Here is a 19,720-nt window from a genome sequence, read left to right on the forward strand (position 1 = left end):
CGTCCTGCGGCCCCCGTGCAGGGTCCCGCCGCGAGCCTGCGAGTGGTGGGGGGCACGGGGGTCCTTCTTCAGCTGTGCTGGGTGGCGGCGGAGCCGGTGCCGGCCGGGTCGTCGGGCTCGGTGCCCACGCCCGGGCCGGACTCCGTGCCCGGCGCACCCGCGGGGGCCATGGAACGGAGCAGGATCTGGCTGACGTCCAGGACCTCGACGTGCGACTTCGCCTCGCCGGCCTGCTGCTTGCTGGTCACCGCGTCGCTCAGCATGGTGATGCAGAACGGGCACGCGGTGGAGATGACGTCCGGGTCCAGCTCGAGCGCCTCCTCGGTGCGCTCGACGTTGATCCGCTTGCCGATCTTCTCCTCCATCCACATCCGCGCGCCGCCGGCACCGCAGCAGAAGCCGCGGTCCTTGCAGCGGTGCATCTCTTGGGTGGTCAGGCCCTGCACGGAGTCGAGGATCTCCCGCGGGGGCGTGTAGACCTTGTTGTGCCGGCCCAGGAAGCACGGGTCGTGGTAGGTGACCTTGCGGTCGATCGGGGTGACCGGGGTCAGCCGCCCCTCCTCGACCAGCTGGCCGAGCAGCTGGGTGTGGTGGACGACGTCGTAGTCGCCGCCGAGCTGCGGGTACTCGCGGTTGATCGAGTTGAAGCAGTGCGGGCAGGTGGCGACGATCTTCCGCCGTCCGGCCGGGCGCTCCTCGAAGACGGCGTTCAGCGTCTCCACGTTCTCCTGCGCCAGCTGCTGGAACAGGAACTCGTTGCCCATCCGGCGGGCCGGGTCACCCGAGCAGGTCTCCCCGTTGCCCAGGACGGCGAACTCCACGTCGGCGATGTGCAGCAGCTCGGCGACGGCCTTGGTGACCTTCTTGGCGCGGTCGTCGATGGCGCCGGCGCAGCCGACCCAGAACAGGTACTCGACGTCGTCGTCGATGGCGCCCTCGACCTGCCGGACCTCGAAGTCCAGCTCCTTCATCCACTCCTCGCGGACGTTGCCGCCCACGCCCCACGGGTTCCCGCGGTTCTCCAGGTTGCGCATCATCACGCCGGCCTCGGAGGGGAAGCTGGACTCGATCAGCACCTGGTAGCGGCGCATGTCCATGATGTGGTCGACGTGCTCGATGTCGACCGGGCACTGCTCGACGCAGGCACCGCAGTTGGTGCAGCTCCACAGCACGTCGGGGTCGATGACCCCGCCCTCCTCGAGGGTGCCGACCAGCGGGCGGTGTGCCTGGGCGTCGTTGGTGCCCTCGATCCGGGCGTAGCCCGACGCCCAGACCTGCTCGTCGCTGGGCTCCAGGGTGGTGAAGTCGGCGAAGTTCGGGGCCTCGTCGGAGGCCTTGGTCGCGCCGGTCAGGTACGGGGCCTTGGCGTACAGGTGGTCCCGCAGGTCCATGATCACCATCTTCGGCGACAAGGGCTTGCCGGTGTTCCAGGCCGGGCACTGGCTCTGGCACCGCCCGCACTCGGTGCAGGTGGTGAAGTCCAGCATCCCCTTCCAGGTGAAGTCCTCGATCTTGCCGCGGCCGAAGACGTCGTCCTCACCGGGGTCCTCGAAGTCGATCGGCTTGCCGCCCGACGTCATCGCCGGCAGCGGGCCGAGGGCCTGGGAGCCGTCGTCCTCACGCTTGAAGTAGATGTTGAAGAACGCGCTGAACCGGTGCCACGCGACGCCCATGTTGAGCACCCGGGAGATGGTGATCAGCCAGCCGAGCGAGACGACGATCTTGATGAAGGCGACGATCGACAGCAGGTCGGGGTTCGCCGGGACGATGTTCGCCAGCGCTCCGGAGATCGGGTGCGACCAGGCCGGGGCGTCGGTCAGGTCGGCGGAGACCTTGATCGCGCGGATCAGCAGGATGCAGATGCCGATGGTCAGGACGACGGCCTCGACGAAGTAGCCGCGCCCCTCGTTGGACCCGGCGAACCGGCTGGCCCGGCCCTTGCGGCGCGGGTGGTCGAGCTGCCGCCGGACGATCAGGTACAGGATGCCCAGGACCGTGGCGGCGCCGATCAGGTCGACGAAGAGGTTCCAGAGCGCCCACTCGCCGATCAGCGGGAGGTGCCACTCCGGGTCGAAGACCTCGCCGAACGCCTCGACGAGGGTGAGGAAGAGGCCGTAGAACCCGATGAAGACGAACCAGTGGGCGGCGCCGATGGCCGACCACTTGAGCATCCGGGTGTGCCCCAGCGACTCGACGGCCAGCGTCTTCAGCCGCGGGCCGACCGGGCCGGAGCGGGTCGGGTCGGGCTGGCCGCTGCGGAAGATCCGCAGCATCGCGCGGACGGCCTTGGTGGCGTAGACCACCGAGACGATCAGCAGGATCACGGCCAGCGTGCCGAGGACGATCTGCAACGGGCCCATGAGCTCCCTCTCGTGCGTGCGCGGGCGTCGTCGCCCACCCGGCACGGACACTAACCGGGCGGCCACAGGCTACTCGCGGGTAACCCCCCAGTCCCCGCGGCGCCGCCGCCGCCGGCCTCACCTCCCGGGGCCTGACCTCACGTCGTGCGGTGAGGACGGCGCCCGACGAGTGCGGTCGGCCGTGCGCGGTCAACCGACTCGCGGTCGGCCGATGGCCCGGGGCACGACGGTGAAGCGGCGATCGACCGGACCGGCGACGCCGAGCATGCAGCGCAGTCGCCGGTCGAGCGCGCCCCATCCGCGGTCGACGTCCTCGTCGGCGATCCGCACCACCCGGACGTCCAGGGAGCGCAGCGCGTCCTCCCGCCGCTTCTCCTCCCACAGCACCTGCCCGGGCGTGCGACCACGCCAGGGGTCGGTGTACTTCAGCTTCCCGTCGAACTCCAGGGCGATCGCCGCGTCGTCGTACCAGCCGTCGACCACGGCGAGGAGCCGGCCGTCGGACCAGATCTCGACCTGCGGCTGGAACACCGGCAGGCCCGCGCCGACGACCCGCAATCGGCCGCGTGTCTCCAGCGGTGACTCGGCTCGGCCGTCGGCGAGGGCGACGGCCCGGACTGCGCGAGGGGTGCCGGGCCAGTGGCGGGCGAGGGCGAGCGTGTCCTGGAGCTCCGACGAGGTCGTCTGTCCGGCGAGCAACCCGGCGTCCATCGCGATGACCGCGTCCTCCAGCGACCACTCCCGCCCGCAGTCGACCAGGGTGCGGGCGGGAGAGGTCAGGGGCACCGGTCCGCGGTGCGCCCGGTGTTGCGGCGGCACGGGGGCGCAGGCCATCCGGTAATCGGCCGTGCGGCGCCACTGGTGTGGATCGGTGAGCCGGACGGTGCCGGGCTCGCGCCGGGGGACCGGCCAGCCCCACACCCGTGCCGCGGACGCGTGGCTGGCGACGGCGGTGGGTCGGGCCAGCGACGTCAGCACGGCCAGGCACTCGACGGCGTGCCGGACGCCGTCCCGCTCGGTCACCGCTAGGTCCTCGGCCGTGGTGTAGACCCCCTGGCGCAGTCGCACCCACCGCCCCGAGGAGCGGAGGGCGCGGATCTCGTCGGGGCCGTAGCCGGCGGAGCGCGCCTCTGCGACGGAGAAGACGCCCATCCGACCGTTCGCCGCATGCCTCAGTGCCGGGTGCACCGAGGCAGTCTCGGCGATCACCGACGTTGGAGGTCGCTGCAGTCGGGTACCTGTGGACGACGGCCCGCCTGAGCGCTCGCCGTCCTCGCCTCCCGGGGGCGAGCCGCACCTCCTGCGGTGAGGACGGCGCCCTTTCGATGAGGGCCGCGTCACTTGCCGGGCCCCTGGGAACACCGCCGCCACCCCTGCCGTTAGGCTGGGCAGGAAAGTTGAGCGGACCAGGCGCAAGGACGGCGCCGGCCCTCGGCTCCCAGACCAGCACCACCCCGTCAGCAACGCTAGGAGAGGCCTTCCATGGCACGAGCAGTCGGAATCGACCTCGGCACCACGAACTCCGTCGTGTCGGTCCTCGAGGGCGGCGAGCCCACCGTCATCGCCAACTCCGAGGGTGCGCGCACCACCCCCTCGGTCGTCGCGTTCGCCAAGAACGGCGAGGTCCTGGTCGGCCAGTCGGCCAAGAACCAGGCGGTCACCAACGTCGACCGCACGATCCGCAGCGTCAAGCGCGAGATCGGCACCACCTGGAAGACCGGCGACATCGACGGCAAGCAGTACACCCCGCAGGAGATCAGCGCGCGGGTGCTGCAGAAGCTCAAGCGCGACGCCGAGACCTACCTGGGCGAGCCGGTCACCGAGGCCGTCATCACCGTCCCCGCCTACTTCGAGGACGCCCAGCGCCAGGCGACCAAGGAGGCCGGGGAGATCGCCGGCCTGAACGTGCTGCGCATCGTCAACGAGCCCACCGCCGCGGCCCTGGCCTACGGACTGGACAAGGGCGAGACCGAGCAGACCATCCTGGTCTTCGACCTCGGTGGCGGCACCTTCGACGTCAGCCTGCTGGAGATCGGCGACGGCGTCATCGAGGTGAAGTCCACCGCCGGTGACAACAAGCTCGGTGGTGACGACTGGGACGAGCGGGTCGTCAAGCACCTGGTGCAGACGTTCAACGCCCAGTCCGGCATCGACCTGGCCAAGGACAAGCTGGCCATGCAGCGTCTGCGTGAGGCCGCCGAGAAGGCGAAGATCGAGCTGTCCGGCGCGCAGTCGACGAACGTGAACCTGCCCTACATCACCGCCGGCGCCGACGGCCCGATGCACCTGGACGTCACGATCACCCGCGCCGAGTTCCAGCGGCTGACCCAGGACCTGCTGGACCGCACCAAGGCCCCGTTCAACCAGGCGATCCGCGACGCCGGCGTCAAGGTCGGCGACATCGACCACGTCGTCCTGGTGGGTGGCTCGACCCGGATGCCCGCCGTCACCGAGCTCGTCCGCGAGCTGACCGGCGGCAAGGAGCCCAACAAGGGCGTCAACCCGGACGAGGTCGTCGCCGTGGGTGCCGCGCTGCAGGCCGGTGTGCTCCGCGGTGAGGTCAAGGACGTCCTGCTGCTCGACGTCACCCCGCTGTCCCTGGGCATCGAGACCAAGGGCGGGATCATGACCAAGCTCATCGAGCGCAACACCACGATCCCGACCAAGCGCTCGGAGATCTTCACGACGGCCGACGACAACCAGCCGTCCGTGCAGATCCAGGTCTTCCAGGGTGAGCGCGAGATGGCCTCCTACAACAAGAAGCTCGGCATGTTCGAGCTGACCGGTCTGCCCCCGGCGCCTCGCGGCGTCCCGCAGATCGAGGTGGCCTTCGACATCGACGCCAACGGCATCGTGCACGTCCACGCCAAGGACCTCGGCACGGGCAAGGAGCAGTCGATGACCATCACCGGTGGCTCGGCCCTGCCCAAGGACGACATCGCCCGGATGATGGCCGACGCCGAGGCGCACGCCGAGGAGGACAAGAAGCGCCGCGACGAGGCCGAGACCCGCAACCTGGCCGAGTCGCTGCAGTACCAGACCGAGAAGTTCCTGGCCGAGAACGGCGACAAGATCCCGGCCGACAAGAAGGAGGAGCTCGGCGAGGCGCTGACCGAGCTCCGCTCCTCCCTCGGTGGTTCGGACATCGCCGCGATCAAGACCGCACAGGAGAAGGTCGCCCGGATCTCCCAGGAGGTCGGCGGGGCGCTCTACGCCCAGGCGCAGGCCGACGGTGCCGCCGGCGGCGCGGCAGGTGACGCCGGCTTCGACGGCGCCACCGACGCGACCGGGGCGACCTCGTCCCAGTCCGCCGGGGACGACGACGTCGTCGACGCCGAGATCGTGGACGACGACTCCGACAAGCGGTGACCTCACCGTCGACGCGCAGGCGCACCGGCCCGGGTGACCGGGCCGGTGCCCTCGGGGAGAGACGATGAGCCAGCAGGACGAGCAGGCGCCGCGGGTCGTCATCCGCGACAAACGGCGCATCGACCCGACCAGCGGCACGGTCCGGGCACCGGCCGGTGACGAGCCGGCCGGTGCCACGCCGGAGCAGGGAGAGCAGATGAGCGAGCACGACAACGACACGAGCGGTTCCGGGAACGGAGCAGGTCCGGTCGTCGAACCACCACTGACCGGTGGGATCGAGAGCGGGGCCGACGACGCCGCGCGGCAGCTGGCCGAGCGGACCGAGGACCTGCAGCGGGTCACCGCCGAGTACGCGAACTACCGGCGCCGGGTCGAGCGCGACCGCGTCCTCGTCGTCGACCAGGCGGCCGAGCGGTTCGCCGGCCAGCTGTTCCCGATCGTCGACGACATCGAGCGCGCCCGGGACCACGGCGACCTCAACGGCGCCTTCAAGGTCGTCGCCGACCGGGTGCTCGGGCTGCTCGACGGCCTCGGGGTCACCTCGTTCGGCAAGCCGGGCGACCCGTTCGACCCGGCCCTGCACGAGGCGGTCCTGCACGACACCTCCCCGGAGGTGACCGAGCCGACCGCCACCACGGTGCTGCGGCCGGGCTTCCAGCGCGGTGACCGGGTGCTGCGCACCGCGATGGTCGGCGTGAGCGAGCCAGAGACCCCGGCCGCCCCCGCTGCGGCAGCGGGTGCACCGGAGGTCGTGGACGCCGAGGTGGTCGACACCACCGCGGACGCCGAGCAGTCGGGCTCCGGCTCGGCCGCCGGCTGAGCCCGACCCCCCGGCCGGTCCGGCCTCCGTACTCCGGAGGCCGGACCGGCCCGTCACCCGCCCAGCAGAGAGGAGGCGCCCGATGAGCAGCACCCGGGACTTCATCGAGAAGGACTACTACGCGGCCCTGGGCGTCGCCAAGGACGCCGACGCCGCGGCCATCAAGAAGGCCTACCGGCAGCTGGCCCGTGAGCTGCACCCGGACAAGAACCCGGGCAACAGCCAGGCCGAGACCCGCTTCAAGGAGGTCTCGGAGGCCTACGACGTCCTGTCCGACCCGAAGCGGCGGGCGGAGTACGACGACGCCCGCCGGCTGTTCGGGGCCGGCGGCTTCCGGCCAGGCGCCGGGGCACCCGGCGGCTTCTCCGGTGGCTTCCCCGGCGGGGGCGGTGCCGGCGCGGGCCAGCCCTTCGACCTCGGCGACCTCTTCGGCGGTGCAGCCGGCGCGCCCGGCGCCGGGGGACGTGCCGGTGGGCTGGGTGACCTGTTCGGCGGGCTCTTCACCGGGGGTGGGGCGAGCCCGGGTGGCGCCGCGCGTGGCCGCAGCCAGGCTGCCTCTGGTCCGGCCCGGGGCCAGGACGTCGAGACCGAGGCCACCCTCGCCTTCGACGAGGCCGTGCTCGGCGTGACCGTGCCGCTGCGGATGCAGAGCCCGGGCACCTGCCCGACCTGCGCCGGCAGCGGTGCCCGCCCGGGCACCAGCCCGCACACCTGTCCGGTCTGCAACGGCGCGGGCGTCACCAGCCGCAGCCAGGGCGCGTTCGCCTTCTCCGAACCGTGCAAGGAGTGCCGCGGCACCGGTTCGGTCGTCGAGGACCCCTGCCCGGAGTGCAAGGGCGGCGGCGTCACCACCCAGACCCGCACCATCACGGTGCGCATCCCGGCCGGGGTCAAGGACGGGCAGCGCATCCGACTGGCCGGCAAGGGCGCACCGGGGCGTCGCGGCGGTCCGGCCGGCGACCTGTTCGTCGTCGTCCACGTCAGCGGCTCGGAGCTGTTCGGGCGCACCGGCAACGACCTCACCCTGACCGTGCCGGTGTCCTTCGCCGAGGCGGCGCTGGGCACCACGCTCACCGTCCCCACCTTGGACGGCTCGGTGTCGCTGAAGGTCCCGGCCGGCACCTCCAGCGGCCGCACCTTCCGGGTCCGCGGCCGGGGCGTGCCGGGCAAGGCCGCGACCGGTGACCTGCTGGTCACCGTGGAGGTCGCCGTCCCGAGTCGGTTGACCCCGGGTGCCCGGGAGGCGATCGAGAAGCTCGCCGCCGAGCTGCCCGACGACCCCCGACCGGAGGTCACGGCCGCGCTCCGGAACGGAGCGACGCGATGACGCTCCCCGACCCCGGGCGCGCCTTCGCCGAGGACGCCCCGGTCTTCGTCATCTCCGTCGCGGCCGAGCTGGCCGGCATGCACGCCCAGACGCTGCGCCAGTACGACCGGCTCGGCTTGGTCAGCCCCGGCCGCACGGCCGGCGGGGGCCGCCGGTACAGCCCCCGGGACGTGGCGCTGCTGCGCGAGGTGCAGCGGCTCAGCCAGGAGGACGGCGTCAACCTGGCCGGGATCAAGCGGATCATCGAGCTGGAGTCCCGGGTCGAGGCGCTCCAGGCCCGGGTCACCGAGCTGCTCGACGAACTGGAGCTCTCCGAGGCCCACCGGATCGCGGCGGAGGCCGCGGTGTCGGCCGCCTACCGCCGCGACCTGGTGCCCCGCACGTCCAGCTCCGCGCTGGTGGTGTGGCGGCCGACGGGCCGGCAGTGACCGGCCCCGGGAACGCCGGGTCCGCCCCGGACGTGGATACCGGTGTGACCGTCGACAGCGCAGCCCGCGCCATCCCGGAGGAGTCCGACGTGGAGCGCACCGCGCAGGACCCGCACGCCGCCTACGTCGCGCTCGAACGCGAGGTGGCCCTCCTGCTGCGCCGGTCCCGTGCGATCTCCGGCCGGCTGGGCGGCCAGCTGCACCAGGACCTGGACGGCGCGGCGTACGGCCTGCTCGTGCTGCTGGACGACGCCGGCCCGCTGCGGGCCAGTGACGTCGTCGCGCGGCTGGGTCTGGACAAGAGCACGGTCAGCCGCCAGGTGGCCTCGCTCGTCGACCTCGGCCTGGTCGACCGGGTCGCGGACCCCGACGACGGCCGCGCCCAGGTGCTGTCGACGTCCGAGGAGGGCCACCGGCGGCTCAGTCGGCTCCGTGACGCCCGGCGGGCGCGCTGGGAGGCCGACCTCGCCGACTGGGAGACCTCCGACGTCGCCACCCTCGCCCAGCTGTTGGGCCGGCTGAACCGGCTCGGCGAGGCCCACGAGGCCGAGGTCACCGCCCAGACCGAGTGACGCCGAACGGCCCGCCCCCATGGGGGCGGGCCGTTCGTCAGTGCTGGGGGCCCAGGGTGCTGACCGGGAGGCCCCGGATCGAGGCGTCGATGACCTCGATGGTGTGCGCCAGGCCGATCCGGGTGCCCTGCCGCTCCAGCGAGGACGAGACCTGCATCAGGCACCCGGGGTTCGCGGTCACCAGCAGCTCGGCCCCGGTGCCGGCGATGTTGCGCGCCTTCCGGTCGCCGAGCTCGCGGGCGGGCTCGGGGTTGAGCACGTTCCAGATCCCGGCCGAACCACAGCAGACCTCGGCCTCGGCGATCTCCCGCAGCTGCAGGCCGGGGATCTCCTTCAGCAGGTTCCGCGGCTGGCTGCGGATGCCCTGGGCGTGCCCGAGGTGGCAGGCGTCGTGGTAGGCCACGGTGACCTCCAGCGGGTGCCGCGGGGCGACGCTGCCGAGCTCGGCGAGGAACTCCGAGACGTCCCGGACCTTGCCGGAGAAGGCCTTCGCCCGCTCGGCGTAGTCCGGGTCGTCGGCGAGGATGTCGGCGTACTCCTTCATGCTCGAGCCACAGCCGGCCGCGTTGACCACGACCGCGTCGACGCCGGCGCTCTCGAACGCGTCGATCGTGGCGCGGGCGAAGGACTCCGCCTCCTCCTGCCGGCCGTTGTGCACCGACAGCGCCCCGCAGCAGCCCTGCCGGCGCGGGATGATGACGTCACAGCCCTCGGCGGCGAGCACCCGGGCGGTCGCGGCGTTCACCCCGGGGAAGAACTCGCCCTGCACGCAGCCGGTGAGCATGCCGACCACGGCCCGCCGGGCGCCGGTGGCCGGCACCCGCTCGGGCAGCTTCTCCCGCTTCTCCAGCACCGGCGCCAGGCCCTCCATCGCGGCCAGCTTCGGTGCGAGCCGGTCCAGCAGCCCGCTGCGCCGCACGACCTTCGGCAGGCCGCTGGCCTGGTAGGCGCGCAGCGGTCCGCGCAGCGCCCGGAGCCGCTTCTTGTACGGGAACAGCGCGAAGATCGCCGTGCGCATCGCCCGGTCGCCGGGGCTGCGGGTGTGGTGCCGCTCCACCTGGACCCGGGTGGCCTCGATGAGCTTGTCGTACTGGACGCCGGAGGGGCAGGCGGTCACGCAGGCCATGCAGCCCAGGCAGGCGTCGAAGTGCTGCACCATCGTGTCGCTGAGCGGTGCGCCCTGCAGTCCGGCCTTCATCAGGTCGATCCGGCCGCGCGGGGAGTCCATCTCCTCGCCCCACAGCGTGTACGTGGGGCAGGTGGACAGGCAGAAGCCGCAGTGCACGCAGTCGCTGATCAGCTCCGCCGAGGGCGGGTGGTCCTCGTCGAACGCCGACCGCACGGTCGGGGTGCCCACGGGCACCGGACCGGCGCTGAGGGCGTCGGCCTTCCGTGGGTCGCTCTGCGGCTCGTCGGAACGGGCGCGGGTTGACTCGACCATCAGATGCCTCCGACGAACCGGCCGGGCGCCAGGCGGCGCTCGGGGTCGAACTGTTCCTTGACCCGGCGCATCAGGTCGATCGCCGGTACAGGGCCCCACACGTCGACCGCGGACTTGACCGCCGGGGGGCCGTCGACGACGACCAGTGCGCCGCCGTGCTCGGTGCAGACCGCCCGGGTGCGGGCGACCACGTCGGCCACCGCCTCCACCGACGCGTCGGCGCCGAGCGAGGCGTAGAGGACCCCCGCCCCGCCGGAACCGCGGACCGTGAGGGCGACCCCGGCGTCCTCCGCGGCCCGGCGGGCGGCGGTGAGCACCGGCGCCAGGCCGGACAGCGCGCAGGTGAGCTTCAGGCCGGTCGACCCGGGCTCGTCGGTCCACGGCAGCACGCCCCAGCCGGGCGGTGCGGCCTCGGCGGCGTCCGCCCCGGCCCCCAGCAGCCGGCGGGTGGTGGTCGTCCGGGCCTCGACGCCGGCGGGGGTGCCCTCCAGCAGGACCCCGACCGTGCCGGCGCCGTCGACGCGCCACTCCACCTCCACGGCAGCGGGCACGACCTGCGCGTGCACCACCGACTGGACCAGCCGTGAGGCGTCCTCGGGGGTGCCGAACGGCACCGTGACGAACCGCCGGGCGGCCGGCACCGGGTGCAGCCGGAAGACGGCCTGGGTGACGACGACGAGGGTGCCGAACGAGCCGATGACCAGCTTGCCCAAGTCGTAGCCGGCCACGTTCTTCACCACCCGGCCACCGGCCTTGGCGACCACGCCGTCGGCGCGCACCACGGTGACGCCGATCAGCAGGTCGCGGGCGGTGCCGACGGCGACCCGGCCGGGGCCGCTGGCGTTGGTCGCGAGCATGCCGCCGACGGTGCCGCCGGCGACCGGTTCGTCCAGCGCCAGCCGCTGGCCGGCCGAGCCCGCGGTCTGCTGGACGTCGGAGAGCAGCGCGCCGGCCTGGGTGTCGACGATGAGGTCACCGGCGGCGTGGTCGAGCACCCGGTTCATCCGGCTCAGGTCCAGCACCACGTCGGCGGACTCCGGTGGCCGGCCCCAGCTGAGCTTGGTGCCCCGGCCCCGGGGGACGACGGTGAGCCCGGCGGCCGCGGCGGCGCGCAGCACGGCGGCGGTCTCCTCCGTGGACCCGGGCCGGGCGACCAGCGCGGCGGGCACCCCGTCGACGGCGTCGGCCGGGGTGGCGTCGGTGACCTCCGCGCAGGCGTCGGAGAGGCGGGTGCGGGCGGTGTCGAGGTCGATCGTGGTCATCAGAACGCGTCCGCCAGTCCGGCCTCGACCAGCGGGTGCGCCTTCTTCCGCTTGCCGGGCACCTCACCGCACAGCCGCGGGGTGGGGAAGATCTTGCCGGGGTTGGAGATGTTGCCCGGGTCGAAGGCGCACCGGACGAGCTGCATGGTGTCCAGGTCGTCGTCGGTGAACATCTTCGGCATGTAGGCGGCCTTGTCCACGCCGACCCCGTGCTCGCCGGTGATCGCCCCGCCGTGGGTGATGCAGAGGTCCAGGATCGCGCCGCTGACCTTCTCCGCGGCCTCGGTGGCGCCCTCCTTCTCCCCGTCGAAGAGGACCAGCGGGTGCAGGTTGCCGTCGCCGGCGTGGAAGACGTTGGCGACCCGGACCCCGGAGGACGACGACAGCTCCGCGATCGCCCGCAGCACCTCCGGGAGCGCGGTCCGCGGGATCACGCCGTCCTGGACGATGTAGTCGGGGCTGATCCGGCCCACGGCGGCGAAGGCGGACTTGCGGCCGCGCCAGATCAGCGCGCGCTCGGTGGCGTCGGTGGCCAGTCGCAGCTCGAAGGAGCCGTTCTCCTGGCAGAACCGCTCGACCAGCTGGTACTCGTGCTCGACCTCGGCCGAGGCGCCGTCCAGCTCGATGACCAGGACCGCGCCGGCGCCGGCGGGGTAGTTGCAGTGCACCGCGGCCTCGGCGGCCTCGATGGCCAGGGCGTCCATCATCTCGATCGCGGCGGGCAGGACGCCCGCGCTGATGATCGCCGAGGTGGCGGCCCCGGCGTCGTCGGTGGTGTGGAACCCGACGAGCAGGGTGCGGACCTCCTCGGGCAGCCGCACCAGCCGGACGGTGGCGGTGGTGGCGATGCCGAGCGTGCCCTCGGAGCCGACGACGGTGCCGAGCAGGTCGTAGCCGGGGGAGTCCGGCGCCAGGCCGCCGAGGGAGACGACGTCGCCCTGCGGGGTGATCAGCTCGGTGCCCAGGACGTGGTTGCTGGTGAACCCGTACTTCAGGCAGTGCGCGCCGCCGGAGTTCTCGGCCAGGTTGCCGCCGATGGAGCAGATCTGTTGGCTGCTGGGGTCGGGGGCGTAGTAGTAGCCCTCGGGGGTGGCCGCGCGGGTGACGTCGAGGTTGATGACGCCGGGCTCCACGATCGCGCGCTGGTCGGCGCGGCGGATCTCGCGGATCGTCCGCATCCGGGAGGTGACCAGCAGGACGCCGTCGGCCCGGGGGAGCGCCCCGCCGGAGAGCCCGGTGCCCGAGCCGCGGGCGACGAACGGGACGCCGTGCTCGGAGCAGGCCTTCACCACCGCGGCCAGCTGCTCGGTCGTCTCCGGGAGCACCACCAGTGCGGGGGTGACCCGGTAGTGGGCCAGGCCGTCGCACTCGTAGGTGCGCAGCTGGGTGGGGTCGGCGATCACGCCGGTCTCGGGCATGAGGGCCCGGGCCACCCGGCCCACGGCCGCGATGCCCGCTGCGTTGTCCCCCGCCTCACCGGTGGCCGAGGTCGCCTCGGGTGGGGTGTCGCCGAGGACCGGGCCGGCCGTCGTCTCGGTGCCGTGCGTTCCGCTCATCACGTGCCGCCTTCACTGCCGGACCTGCTGGTTGGTTCGGGGTGGTGCGACCCCCGCTGACCACCGGGATGGCCATCCCGGTGGTCAGCGGGGGAGTGGATCAGGGCATGCGCTCGTAGGCCGGGACGGTGAGGAAGTCGTTGTACTCATCGCTCAGGGCCATCTCGGTGAAGAGCGCACGGGCATCGTCCCACCGGCCGGAGGCGTACGCATCTCCCTTGGCCTCGGCGATGACGGCCATCTCCTCCTCGATCACCCGCTGCACCAGCTCGGTGGTGACCTGCTGGCCGTCGCTGAGCCGGACGCCGTTGTGCAGCCACTGCCACACCTGGCTGCGGCTGATCTCAGCGGTGGCGGCGTCCTCCATCAGGCCGTTGATGCCGGCGGCGCCGGAGCCGCGCAGCCAGGACTCCACGTACTGGATGCCGACGCTGACGTTGGCCCGCAGCCCGCCCTCGGTGGCCTCACCGGGGGTGGACTTGACGTCCAGCAGCTCGGCCGCGGTGACGTGCACGTCCTCGCGTGTCTTGTCCAGCTGGTTGGGCCGGTCGCCGAGCACCTTGTCGAAGGCGTCCATCGCGGTCTGCACCATGCCGGGGTGGGCCACCCAGGAGCCGTCGAAGCCGTCGTCGGCCTCACGGGTCTTGTCCTCGGTGATCTTGTTGTAGGCGAACTCGTTCTTCGCCGCGTCCTTGCTCGGGATGAACGCGGACATGCCGCCCATCGCGTGCGCGCCGCGCTTGTGGCAGGTGCGCACCAGCAGTTCGGTGTAGGCGCGCATGAACGGCACGGTCATCCCCACCGAGTTGCGGTCCGGGAGGGTGAAGTCGTCGCCGCGGGTGCGGAAGGTCTTGATGACGCTGAACATGTAGTCCCAGCGGCCGGCGTTGAGGCCGGAGGAGTGCTCGCGCAGCTCGTAGAGGATCTCCTCCATCTCGAAGGCCGCGGGGTAGGTCTCGATCAGGCAGGTGGCCCGGATGGTGCCGCGCGGGATGCCCAGGTGGTCCTGGCCCAGCACGAAGGCGTCGTTCCACAGCCGCGCCTCGAGGTGGCTCTCCATCTTCGGCAGGTAGAAGTACGGACCCTGGCCGCGGTCGATCTGCTTCTGCCCGCAGGCGGAGAGGTAGAGCGCGAAGTCGACCAGGCTGCCCGAGGTCTGCTCACCGTCGACGGTGATGTGCTTCTCCGGCAGGTGCCAGCCACGGGGCCGGACGATGATCGTCGGCAGCTCGTCGTCCGGCTTGAGCTCGTACGCCTTCCCCTGCGGGCTGGTGAAGTCGATGGTGCGGTCGATCGAGTCCATCAGGTTGAGCGGGCCGTTGACGACGTTCTCCCAGAGCGGGGAGTTGGCGTCCTCCTGGTCGGCCAGCCAGCACTTGGCGCCGGAGTTGAGCGCGTTGATCGTCATCTTGCGGTCGGTCGGGCCGGTCATCTCCACCCGGCGGTCGACCAGGCCGGGGGCCGACGGGGCCACCCGCCAGGAGTCGTCCTCACGGACGGCGGCCGTCTCGGGCAGGAAGTCGAGCGTGCCGCCGTCGGCGAGCGCCTGGACCCGCTCCGTGCGCGCCCGCAGTCGCTCCAGCCGGCGGCCGTTGAGCTCACGGTGCAGCAGCGCGATGAGACCCAGGGCCTGAGGCGTCAGCACCTCGTCGAACCGCGGGCCCATCGGGCCGGTGATCTCCACGCCGTCGACCGTGCTCATTGCTCTCCCCTGGGGTCGGTGCCGTCCGGCGACGGTGCCGAGGCGTTCCCCGGGCCGGTGGGACGGGCCGTGCAAGTGGTGTCACATTCCGAGAAGCGGAAGGTTCCATCTGTGATGCGGAAAACGTATCCTCGGTCACCTACGGGGTCAAGGCGATCACGGCGCTCCGGCGCCGGGCGGTCGTCCGGCCCCGGGCTCTCGGGGGACGAGGACGGTGGCGGGCCCCGGGTGCACGGGACGACGGAGGAGTGGCATGGCCGAGACGAGCGGCGGTTCCGACGGGGGTGTGCAGTCCCTGGAGCGTGCGTTCCTCCTCCTGGAGCTGATGGCCGAGGACGGCGGCGAGGTGGCGCTGTCCCGGCTGGCGGTGGACAGCGGCCTGCCCCTGTCCACCATCCACCGCCTGGTCCGCACCCTGGTCGCCCGCGGCTACGTGCGTCAGCTCCCCTCCCGGCGCTACGTGCTGGGCCCCCGGCTGATCCACCTGGGCGAGAGCTCGTCGCGGACCCTGGGCACCTGGGCCCGGCCGCACCTGAACGACCTGGTCGACTCCACCGGGGAGACGGCGAACCTGGCGATGCTCGACGGCGACCGGGTGGTCTACGTCGCCCAGGTGCCCTCCAAGCACTCGATGCGGATGTTCACCGAGGTCGGCCGGCGGGTTCACCTGCACTGCACCGGCGTGGGCAAGGCGCTGCTCTCCCAGCTGCCCCCGGGGACCGCCCGTGACCTGCTGGAGCGCGGTGGCATGCCCCGCCGCACCGCCAAGACCATCACCGACCCCGACGAGCTGCTCGCGCTGCTGCCCCGGATCGCCGAGCAGGGCTACGTGCTGGACGACGGCGAGCAGGAGATCGGCGTGCGGTGCGTCGCCGTCCCGGTGCCCGGCGGCCCGGCGCAGACCGCGATCTCGGTCTCCGGCCCCGAGGGGCGGGTGCCGATGGAGAGCGTGCCGGAGATCGTGGCGCTGCTGCAGCAGGCCGCGGCCGGGCTCGCCGCCGAGCTGCGCGACGACAGCGCCCGCGCGCTCAGCGGCCGGTCCAGCTGACCTGTCCACGGTCCACGAAGGCCCGCACGCCGGCCCGGAAGTCCGCACTGCCGAACACCTCCCGCACCAGGTCGTCGCCGTCCGGCAGCCCGGCCCGGCGCAGCCGGGCCACCGCCTGACCGGCGGCCTTCATGCTCAGCGGCGCGTGCCCGAGCAGCGTCTCGACGAGCGAGGCCAGCGCCGGGTCGAGCTCCCCGTCGGGCACCACCTCGCCGACGAAGCCGGCCGCGGCCGCGTCCGCGGCGGACAGCAGCTTCGCGCGCAGCAGCATGTCCAGCGTCCGACCCGGGCCGAGGTGGTGCACCAACAGCGAGTAGGTGTTCATCGACAGGCAGTTGCCCAGCGTGCGGGCGATCGGGACGCCGAACCGGGACGACGCCGTCGCCACCCGCAGGTCGCAGGCGGCGGCCAGGGCGAGCCCGCCACCGACGCAGGAGCCCTCGACCGCGGCGACGGTCGGCACGGTGACGTCCTCCAGCCGGTTCACCACCCGCTCGATCCGCGCCTCGTAGGCGATGCCGTCGTCCCCGCTGCTGGACTCCCCCTCACCGAACGTCAGGAACTGGGCGATGTCGGTCCCGGCGACGAAGGCCCGGCCGCCGGCGCCACGCAGCACCAGCACCCGCACCGACTCCTCGGCGTCGGCCCGGGCGCAGGCCCCCTCGAGCCCCTCGTACATCGCGAAGGTCATCGCGTTGCGGGCCGCGGGACGGTTGAACAGCACGGTGAGCACCGCGCCGTCCTGGGTGACCTCGAGCTCGCTCATGCGCTGTCCTCTCCAGGGGGTGGTGTCACGGTGTCGGGGGCGACGGACTCCGGGGCGACGGCCTCCGGGGCGACGGTCTCCGGGGCCACGGCGTCGACGACCTCGGCCGGGACGCCGTACCGGGTGAGCACCGCCCGGGTGTCGGCGCCCAGCGGGGGTCCGGCGACGCCGCGGACGGCGGGGGTGCGGGAGAACCGCATCGGCGAGCCGATCTGCCGCACCGGCCCGAGGGTCGGGTGCGGGGCGTCCCAGAAGAAGCCGCGCGCGTTCAGGTGCTCGTCGGTGAACACCTCGCCGTAGTCGTTGATCGGGGCGCAGGGCACCCCGGCGGCGCCGAGCGCCGCGAGCAGGTCGGCGGTGGTGCGGGTCCGGGTGCGGCTCTCCACGACGTCCAGCAGCTCGCCGCGGCGGGCGTGCCGGCGGCTGGCGTCGGCGTAGCCGGGGTCGGCGAGCTCGTCGGCCATGTCCAGCGTGGCGCACAGCCCGGCCCAGGTGTTGGGGGTGTTGGCGCCGATGGTCACCCAGCCGTCGGCGGTCTGGAACGCCTGGTAGGGCGCCTGGCTCTGGTGCGCCGAGCCCAGCGGCCCGCCCACCTCGCCGGTGGCGAACCACTTGCCGGCCTCCCACACCGCGAGGCTGACCCCGGCCTCGAACAGCGAGACGTCGATCGACTGGCCCACGCCGGTGCGGTCCCGCTCGCGCAGCGCCGCGGTGACCGCCAGGGCCAGGTAGAGGCCGCAGACCAGGTCGCAGACCGGGACGCCGACCTTGACCGGCTCGCCGCCCGGGGTGCCGGTGATGCTCATGATCCCGCTGCGCGCCTGGGCCATGATGTCCAGCCCGGGCAACGGGGCGAGCGGCCCGTCCTGGCCCCAGCCGGACCCGGAGGCGTGGACCACCCGTGGGTTGACCGCCCAGATCGCGGCCGCGTCCAGCCCCAGCCGGGCCATCGCGCCGGGCCGGAGGTTCTCGATCACCACGTCGGCGGCGGCGACCAGCTCGAGGAACGCCTGCTTGCCGGCGGCCGACTTGAGGTCCAGCGCGACGGACTCCTTGTTCCGGTTCAGCCGCAGGTAGGGCGAGCTCTCGCCGTCCACGAACGGCCCGCTGGCCCGGACCGGGTCGCCGGACCGGGGGTCCTCCACCTTGACCACCCGGGCACCCAGGTCGGCCAGCTGCATCGCGGCGTACGGCGCCGCCATGAAGACGCCGACCTCCAGGACGGTGATGCCGGTCAGGGGCGGCTGGTCGCCCGGTGCGGGTGTGCTCACGTCTGCCTCCGCGGTGGTGGTCGTCTCGTCGTGCTCCGGACGTGACCGCGCCCCGGCGGCAGGATCGCCGTCCGGGGCGCGGGTTGGTGAGGTGGTGGTCGGCCCCGTCCCGGGTCCCGCCGCGAGCCTGCGAGGGGTGGGGAGGACGGGGTCCTTCCTCAGAGCCAGCCGGGCACGATCAGGACCAGCCAGGTGATCGGCGGGATGAGCGCGACCATCGAGAAGCCCCAGACGGTGAGGTTCTTGAACGTCCGCTCCCGCTCGGCCTCGGTGGCGTTGGCGACCACGAGGGCCCCGCTGGTGGAGAACGGGCTGGAGTCGACGATCGAGGAGGACATCGCCAGCGCGGTGATCAGGCCGATCGCCCCGATCGCGTTGTCGCCCTGCAGGAAGGGCACGGCCAGCGGGATCAGCGCACCGAGGATGCCGGTGGTCGAGGCGAAGGCCGAGACGACGGCGCCGATGTAGCAGATCAGCAGCGCGGCGATCAGCGGGAGGCCCATCTGGGCGACGTTGTCCCCGAGCCAGCCGGGCACGTCCTGGTCCTGCATCAGCCCGACGAAGGTGACGATGCCGCAGATCAGCAGCACGGTCGGCCAGGCGATCTGGCCGACGGCGCCCTTGGCGCCGCGCGGGGCGACGACCGAGAGGATCACGCCGACGGTGATCGCCATCAGGCCGATGTCGAGGCCCAGCGGGAGCAGCGACCCGACGACCAGGACGACGAGCCCGATCAGCGTCAGCGTGCGGTCCCGGTCGAGCGTGGTGACCGCGCCGTGGTCCTCCGTGGCCAGGGCGGTGGTCTGCAGCGACCGCTGGTCGGCGCGCTCGCCGGCCGTGGGGTGCTGGTGACCGGGCTGCCCGTGCCGCGCCTCGGTGACCTGGCCGCCGGCCAGTGCGGCGCCACCGGTGCCGGTGCTGCCGACCGCGGTGCGGGACGCCGAGACGCCGCCGCCGGGGATGTCCTCGCCGGTGTCCTCGGTGGCGTCCCCAGCGACGGAGGCCGCCACGAAGTCGTCGTCGCGGTTGTCGGTGAGGTCGACCCGCCCGCCGCCGAGCAGCTTGCGGCCGCCGAACAGGAAGAAGACGGCGATGGAGAGCAGGATGTTGATGACGATCGAGGCGCCCCAGAGGAACAGCGGGCTGCCCTCCAGGCCGTTCTCCTCGACCACGGTGTTCGTGATGACACCGAAGATCGACAGCGGCGAGAACCCTCCGGCGGTGGCGCCGTTGATGATGAACAGGCCCATCAGCACCGGGTTGATCTGGTAGCGCCGCGCGAAGGACATGCCGACCGGGGCGATGATCGCCACCACCGCCGGCACGACGCCGCCGATGGCGGTGAGCACGCCGGTGACGGTGAACATCGCCCACGGGATGGCGGCCAGCCGGCCGCCGGAGGCGGTGACGGCGGCGTGCACCAGCCAGTCGACGGTGCCGTTGTTCTTCGCGATGGCGAAGAGGTACGTCACCCCGACCAGGACGACGAACAACGACCCGGGGAAGAAGCCGAAGACCGCGTCGTCGTACGGCAGCTCGTCGTCGGTGCCGTAGATGAAGTAGCCGGCGATGAACGCCGCCACCAGGGCCAGGGCCCCCATGTGCACGGGCAGGACCGTGGCGATCAGGAAGACCACCAACAAGATCGAGATCAAGACGAGCTGTACGGACACCGGCGTCCCCAGGGTTGGTCGAGGCGGGTGTGCCACCCGCCGGCCAAGCGCTTCCGCGATACGGAACCGCGCTTTCGCTAGCGGGGATTAGAAGCGGTGGCGCGGCCAGTGTCAAGGCTCACAAG

General features: G+C 72.7%; 15 protein-coding genes. 6 read left to right on the forward strand and 9 right to left on the reverse strand.

Features of this window, described 5'->3' with window-relative positions:
• Positions 1-68: 68 nt before the first annotated feature.
• Both O2W16_RS06695 and O2W16_RS06700 read right to left on the reverse strand, forming a co-directional pair.
• Positions 69-2,360, reverse strand: coding sequence for a (Fe-S)-binding protein (locus O2W16_RS06695; RefSeq protein WP_269158030.1), 2,292 nt, complete (start codon positions 2,358-2,360; stop codon positions 69-71).
• 189 nt (positions 2,361-2,549) lie between these two features.
• Positions 2,550-3,548, reverse strand: a complete 999-nt coding sequence (locus O2W16_RS06700) for a type IV toxin-antitoxin system AbiEi family antitoxin domain-containing protein (protein ID WP_269158031.1) — start codon at positions 3,546-3,548, stop codon at positions 2,550-2,552.
• Between the two features lie 294 nt (positions 3,549-3,842).
• Here O2W16_RS06700 and dnaK point away from each other — a divergent pair, with 294 nt between their 5' ends.
• The 5 genes from dnaK to O2W16_RS06725 all read left to right on the forward strand — a co-directional run bounded on the left by dnaK (position 3,843) and on the right by O2W16_RS06725 (position 8,876).
• Positions 3,843-5,729: a molecular chaperone DnaK gene (dnaK, locus tag O2W16_RS06705; protein ID WP_269158032.1), complete on the forward strand. Its 1,887-nt coding sequence runs from the start codon at positions 3,843-3,845 to the stop codon at positions 5,727-5,729.
• A gap of 64 nt (positions 5,730-5,793) precedes the next feature.
• Positions 5,794-6,549: a nucleotide exchange factor GrpE gene (gene grpE, locus O2W16_RS06710; RefSeq protein WP_269158033.1), complete on the forward strand. Its 756-nt coding sequence runs from the start codon at positions 5,794-5,796 to the stop codon at positions 6,547-6,549.
• A gap of 82 nt (positions 6,550-6,631) precedes the next feature.
• Entirely contained in the window at positions 6,632-7,876 is a 1,245-nt protein-coding gene (gene dnaJ / locus O2W16_RS06715) for a molecular chaperone DnaJ (protein WP_269158034.1), read from the forward strand.
• Positions 7,873-8,304: a heat shock protein transcriptional repressor HspR gene (locus O2W16_RS06720; RefSeq protein ID WP_269158035.1), complete on the forward strand. Its 432-nt coding sequence runs from the start codon at positions 7,873-7,875 to the stop codon at positions 8,302-8,304. Before dnaJ ends, O2W16_RS06720 begins: the two co-directional genes overlap by 4 nt.
• A gap of 44 nt (positions 8,305-8,348) precedes the next feature.
• Positions 8,349-8,876: a MarR family winged helix-turn-helix transcriptional regulator gene (locus O2W16_RS06725; RefSeq protein ID WP_269158036.1), complete on the forward strand. Its 528-nt coding sequence runs from the start codon at positions 8,349-8,351 to the stop codon at positions 8,874-8,876.
• Positions 8,877-8,913: 37 nt separating this feature from the next.
• Here the strand turns inward: O2W16_RS06725 and O2W16_RS06730 are convergent, their stop codons facing one another.
• The 4 genes from O2W16_RS06730 to aceB form a co-directional block, all read right to left on the reverse strand.
• A complete protein-coding gene (locus tag O2W16_RS06730) occupies positions 8,914-10,317 on the reverse strand; it encodes a (Fe-S)-binding protein (protein WP_269158037.1) in 1,404 nt (467 codons plus the stop codon).
• Positions 10,317-11,579, reverse strand: coding sequence for an FAD-binding oxidoreductase (locus tag O2W16_RS06735; RefSeq protein ID WP_269158038.1), 1,263 nt, complete (start codon positions 11,577-11,579; stop codon positions 10,317-10,319). The genes O2W16_RS06730 and O2W16_RS06735 overlap by 1 nt, the downstream gene beginning before the upstream one ends.
• On the reverse strand, positions 11,579-13,135 hold the full coding sequence (locus tag O2W16_RS06740) for an FAD-linked oxidase C-terminal domain-containing protein (protein ID WP_269158039.1): 1,557 nt from the start codon (positions 13,133-13,135) through the stop codon (positions 11,579-11,581). Before O2W16_RS06740 ends, O2W16_RS06735 begins: the two co-directional genes overlap by 1 nt.
• Before the next feature lie 100 nt (positions 13,136-13,235).
• Positions 13,236-14,837 carry a malate synthase A gene (gene aceB / locus O2W16_RS06745; protein ID WP_269158040.1) on the reverse strand — a complete coding sequence of 534 codons (1,602 nt, stop codon included), beginning with the start codon at positions 14,835-14,837 and terminating at the stop codon, positions 13,236-13,238.
• A 253-nt stretch (positions 14,838-15,090) separates the two neighbouring features.
• Between aceB and O2W16_RS06750 the strand changes: the two genes are divergently transcribed.
• Positions 15,091-15,885, forward strand: coding sequence for an IclR family transcriptional regulator (locus O2W16_RS06750; RefSeq protein ID WP_269158041.1), 795 nt, complete (start codon positions 15,091-15,093; stop codon positions 15,883-15,885).
• Here the strand turns inward: O2W16_RS06750 and O2W16_RS06755 are convergent.
• From O2W16_RS06755 to O2W16_RS06765, 3 genes are all read right to left on the reverse strand, one after another.
• Positions 15,866-16,651 carry an enoyl-CoA hydratase/isomerase family protein gene (locus O2W16_RS06755; protein ID WP_269158042.1) on the reverse strand — a complete coding sequence of 262 codons (786 nt, stop codon included), beginning with the start codon at positions 16,649-16,651 and terminating at the stop codon, positions 15,866-15,868. The genes O2W16_RS06750 and O2W16_RS06755 overlap by 20 nt on opposite strands.
• Positions 16,648-17,922, reverse strand: coding sequence for a CaiB/BaiF CoA transferase family protein (locus O2W16_RS06760; protein WP_269158043.1), 1,275 nt, complete (start codon positions 17,920-17,922; stop codon positions 16,648-16,650). Before O2W16_RS06760 ends, O2W16_RS06755 begins: the two co-directional genes overlap by 4 nt.
• Before the next feature lie 158 nt (positions 17,923-18,080).
• A complete protein-coding gene (locus O2W16_RS06765) occupies positions 18,081-19,595 on the reverse strand; it encodes an SLC13 family permease (RefSeq protein WP_269158044.1) in 1,515 nt (504 codons plus the stop codon).
• Between the last annotated feature and the right edge of the window lie 125 nt (positions 19,596-19,720).

The sequence above is a fragment of the Modestobacter sp. VKM Ac-2984 genome (assembly GCF_026967985.1).
Taxonomy (GTDB): domain Bacteria; phylum Actinomycetota; class Actinomycetes; order Mycobacteriales; family Geodermatophilaceae; genus Modestobacter.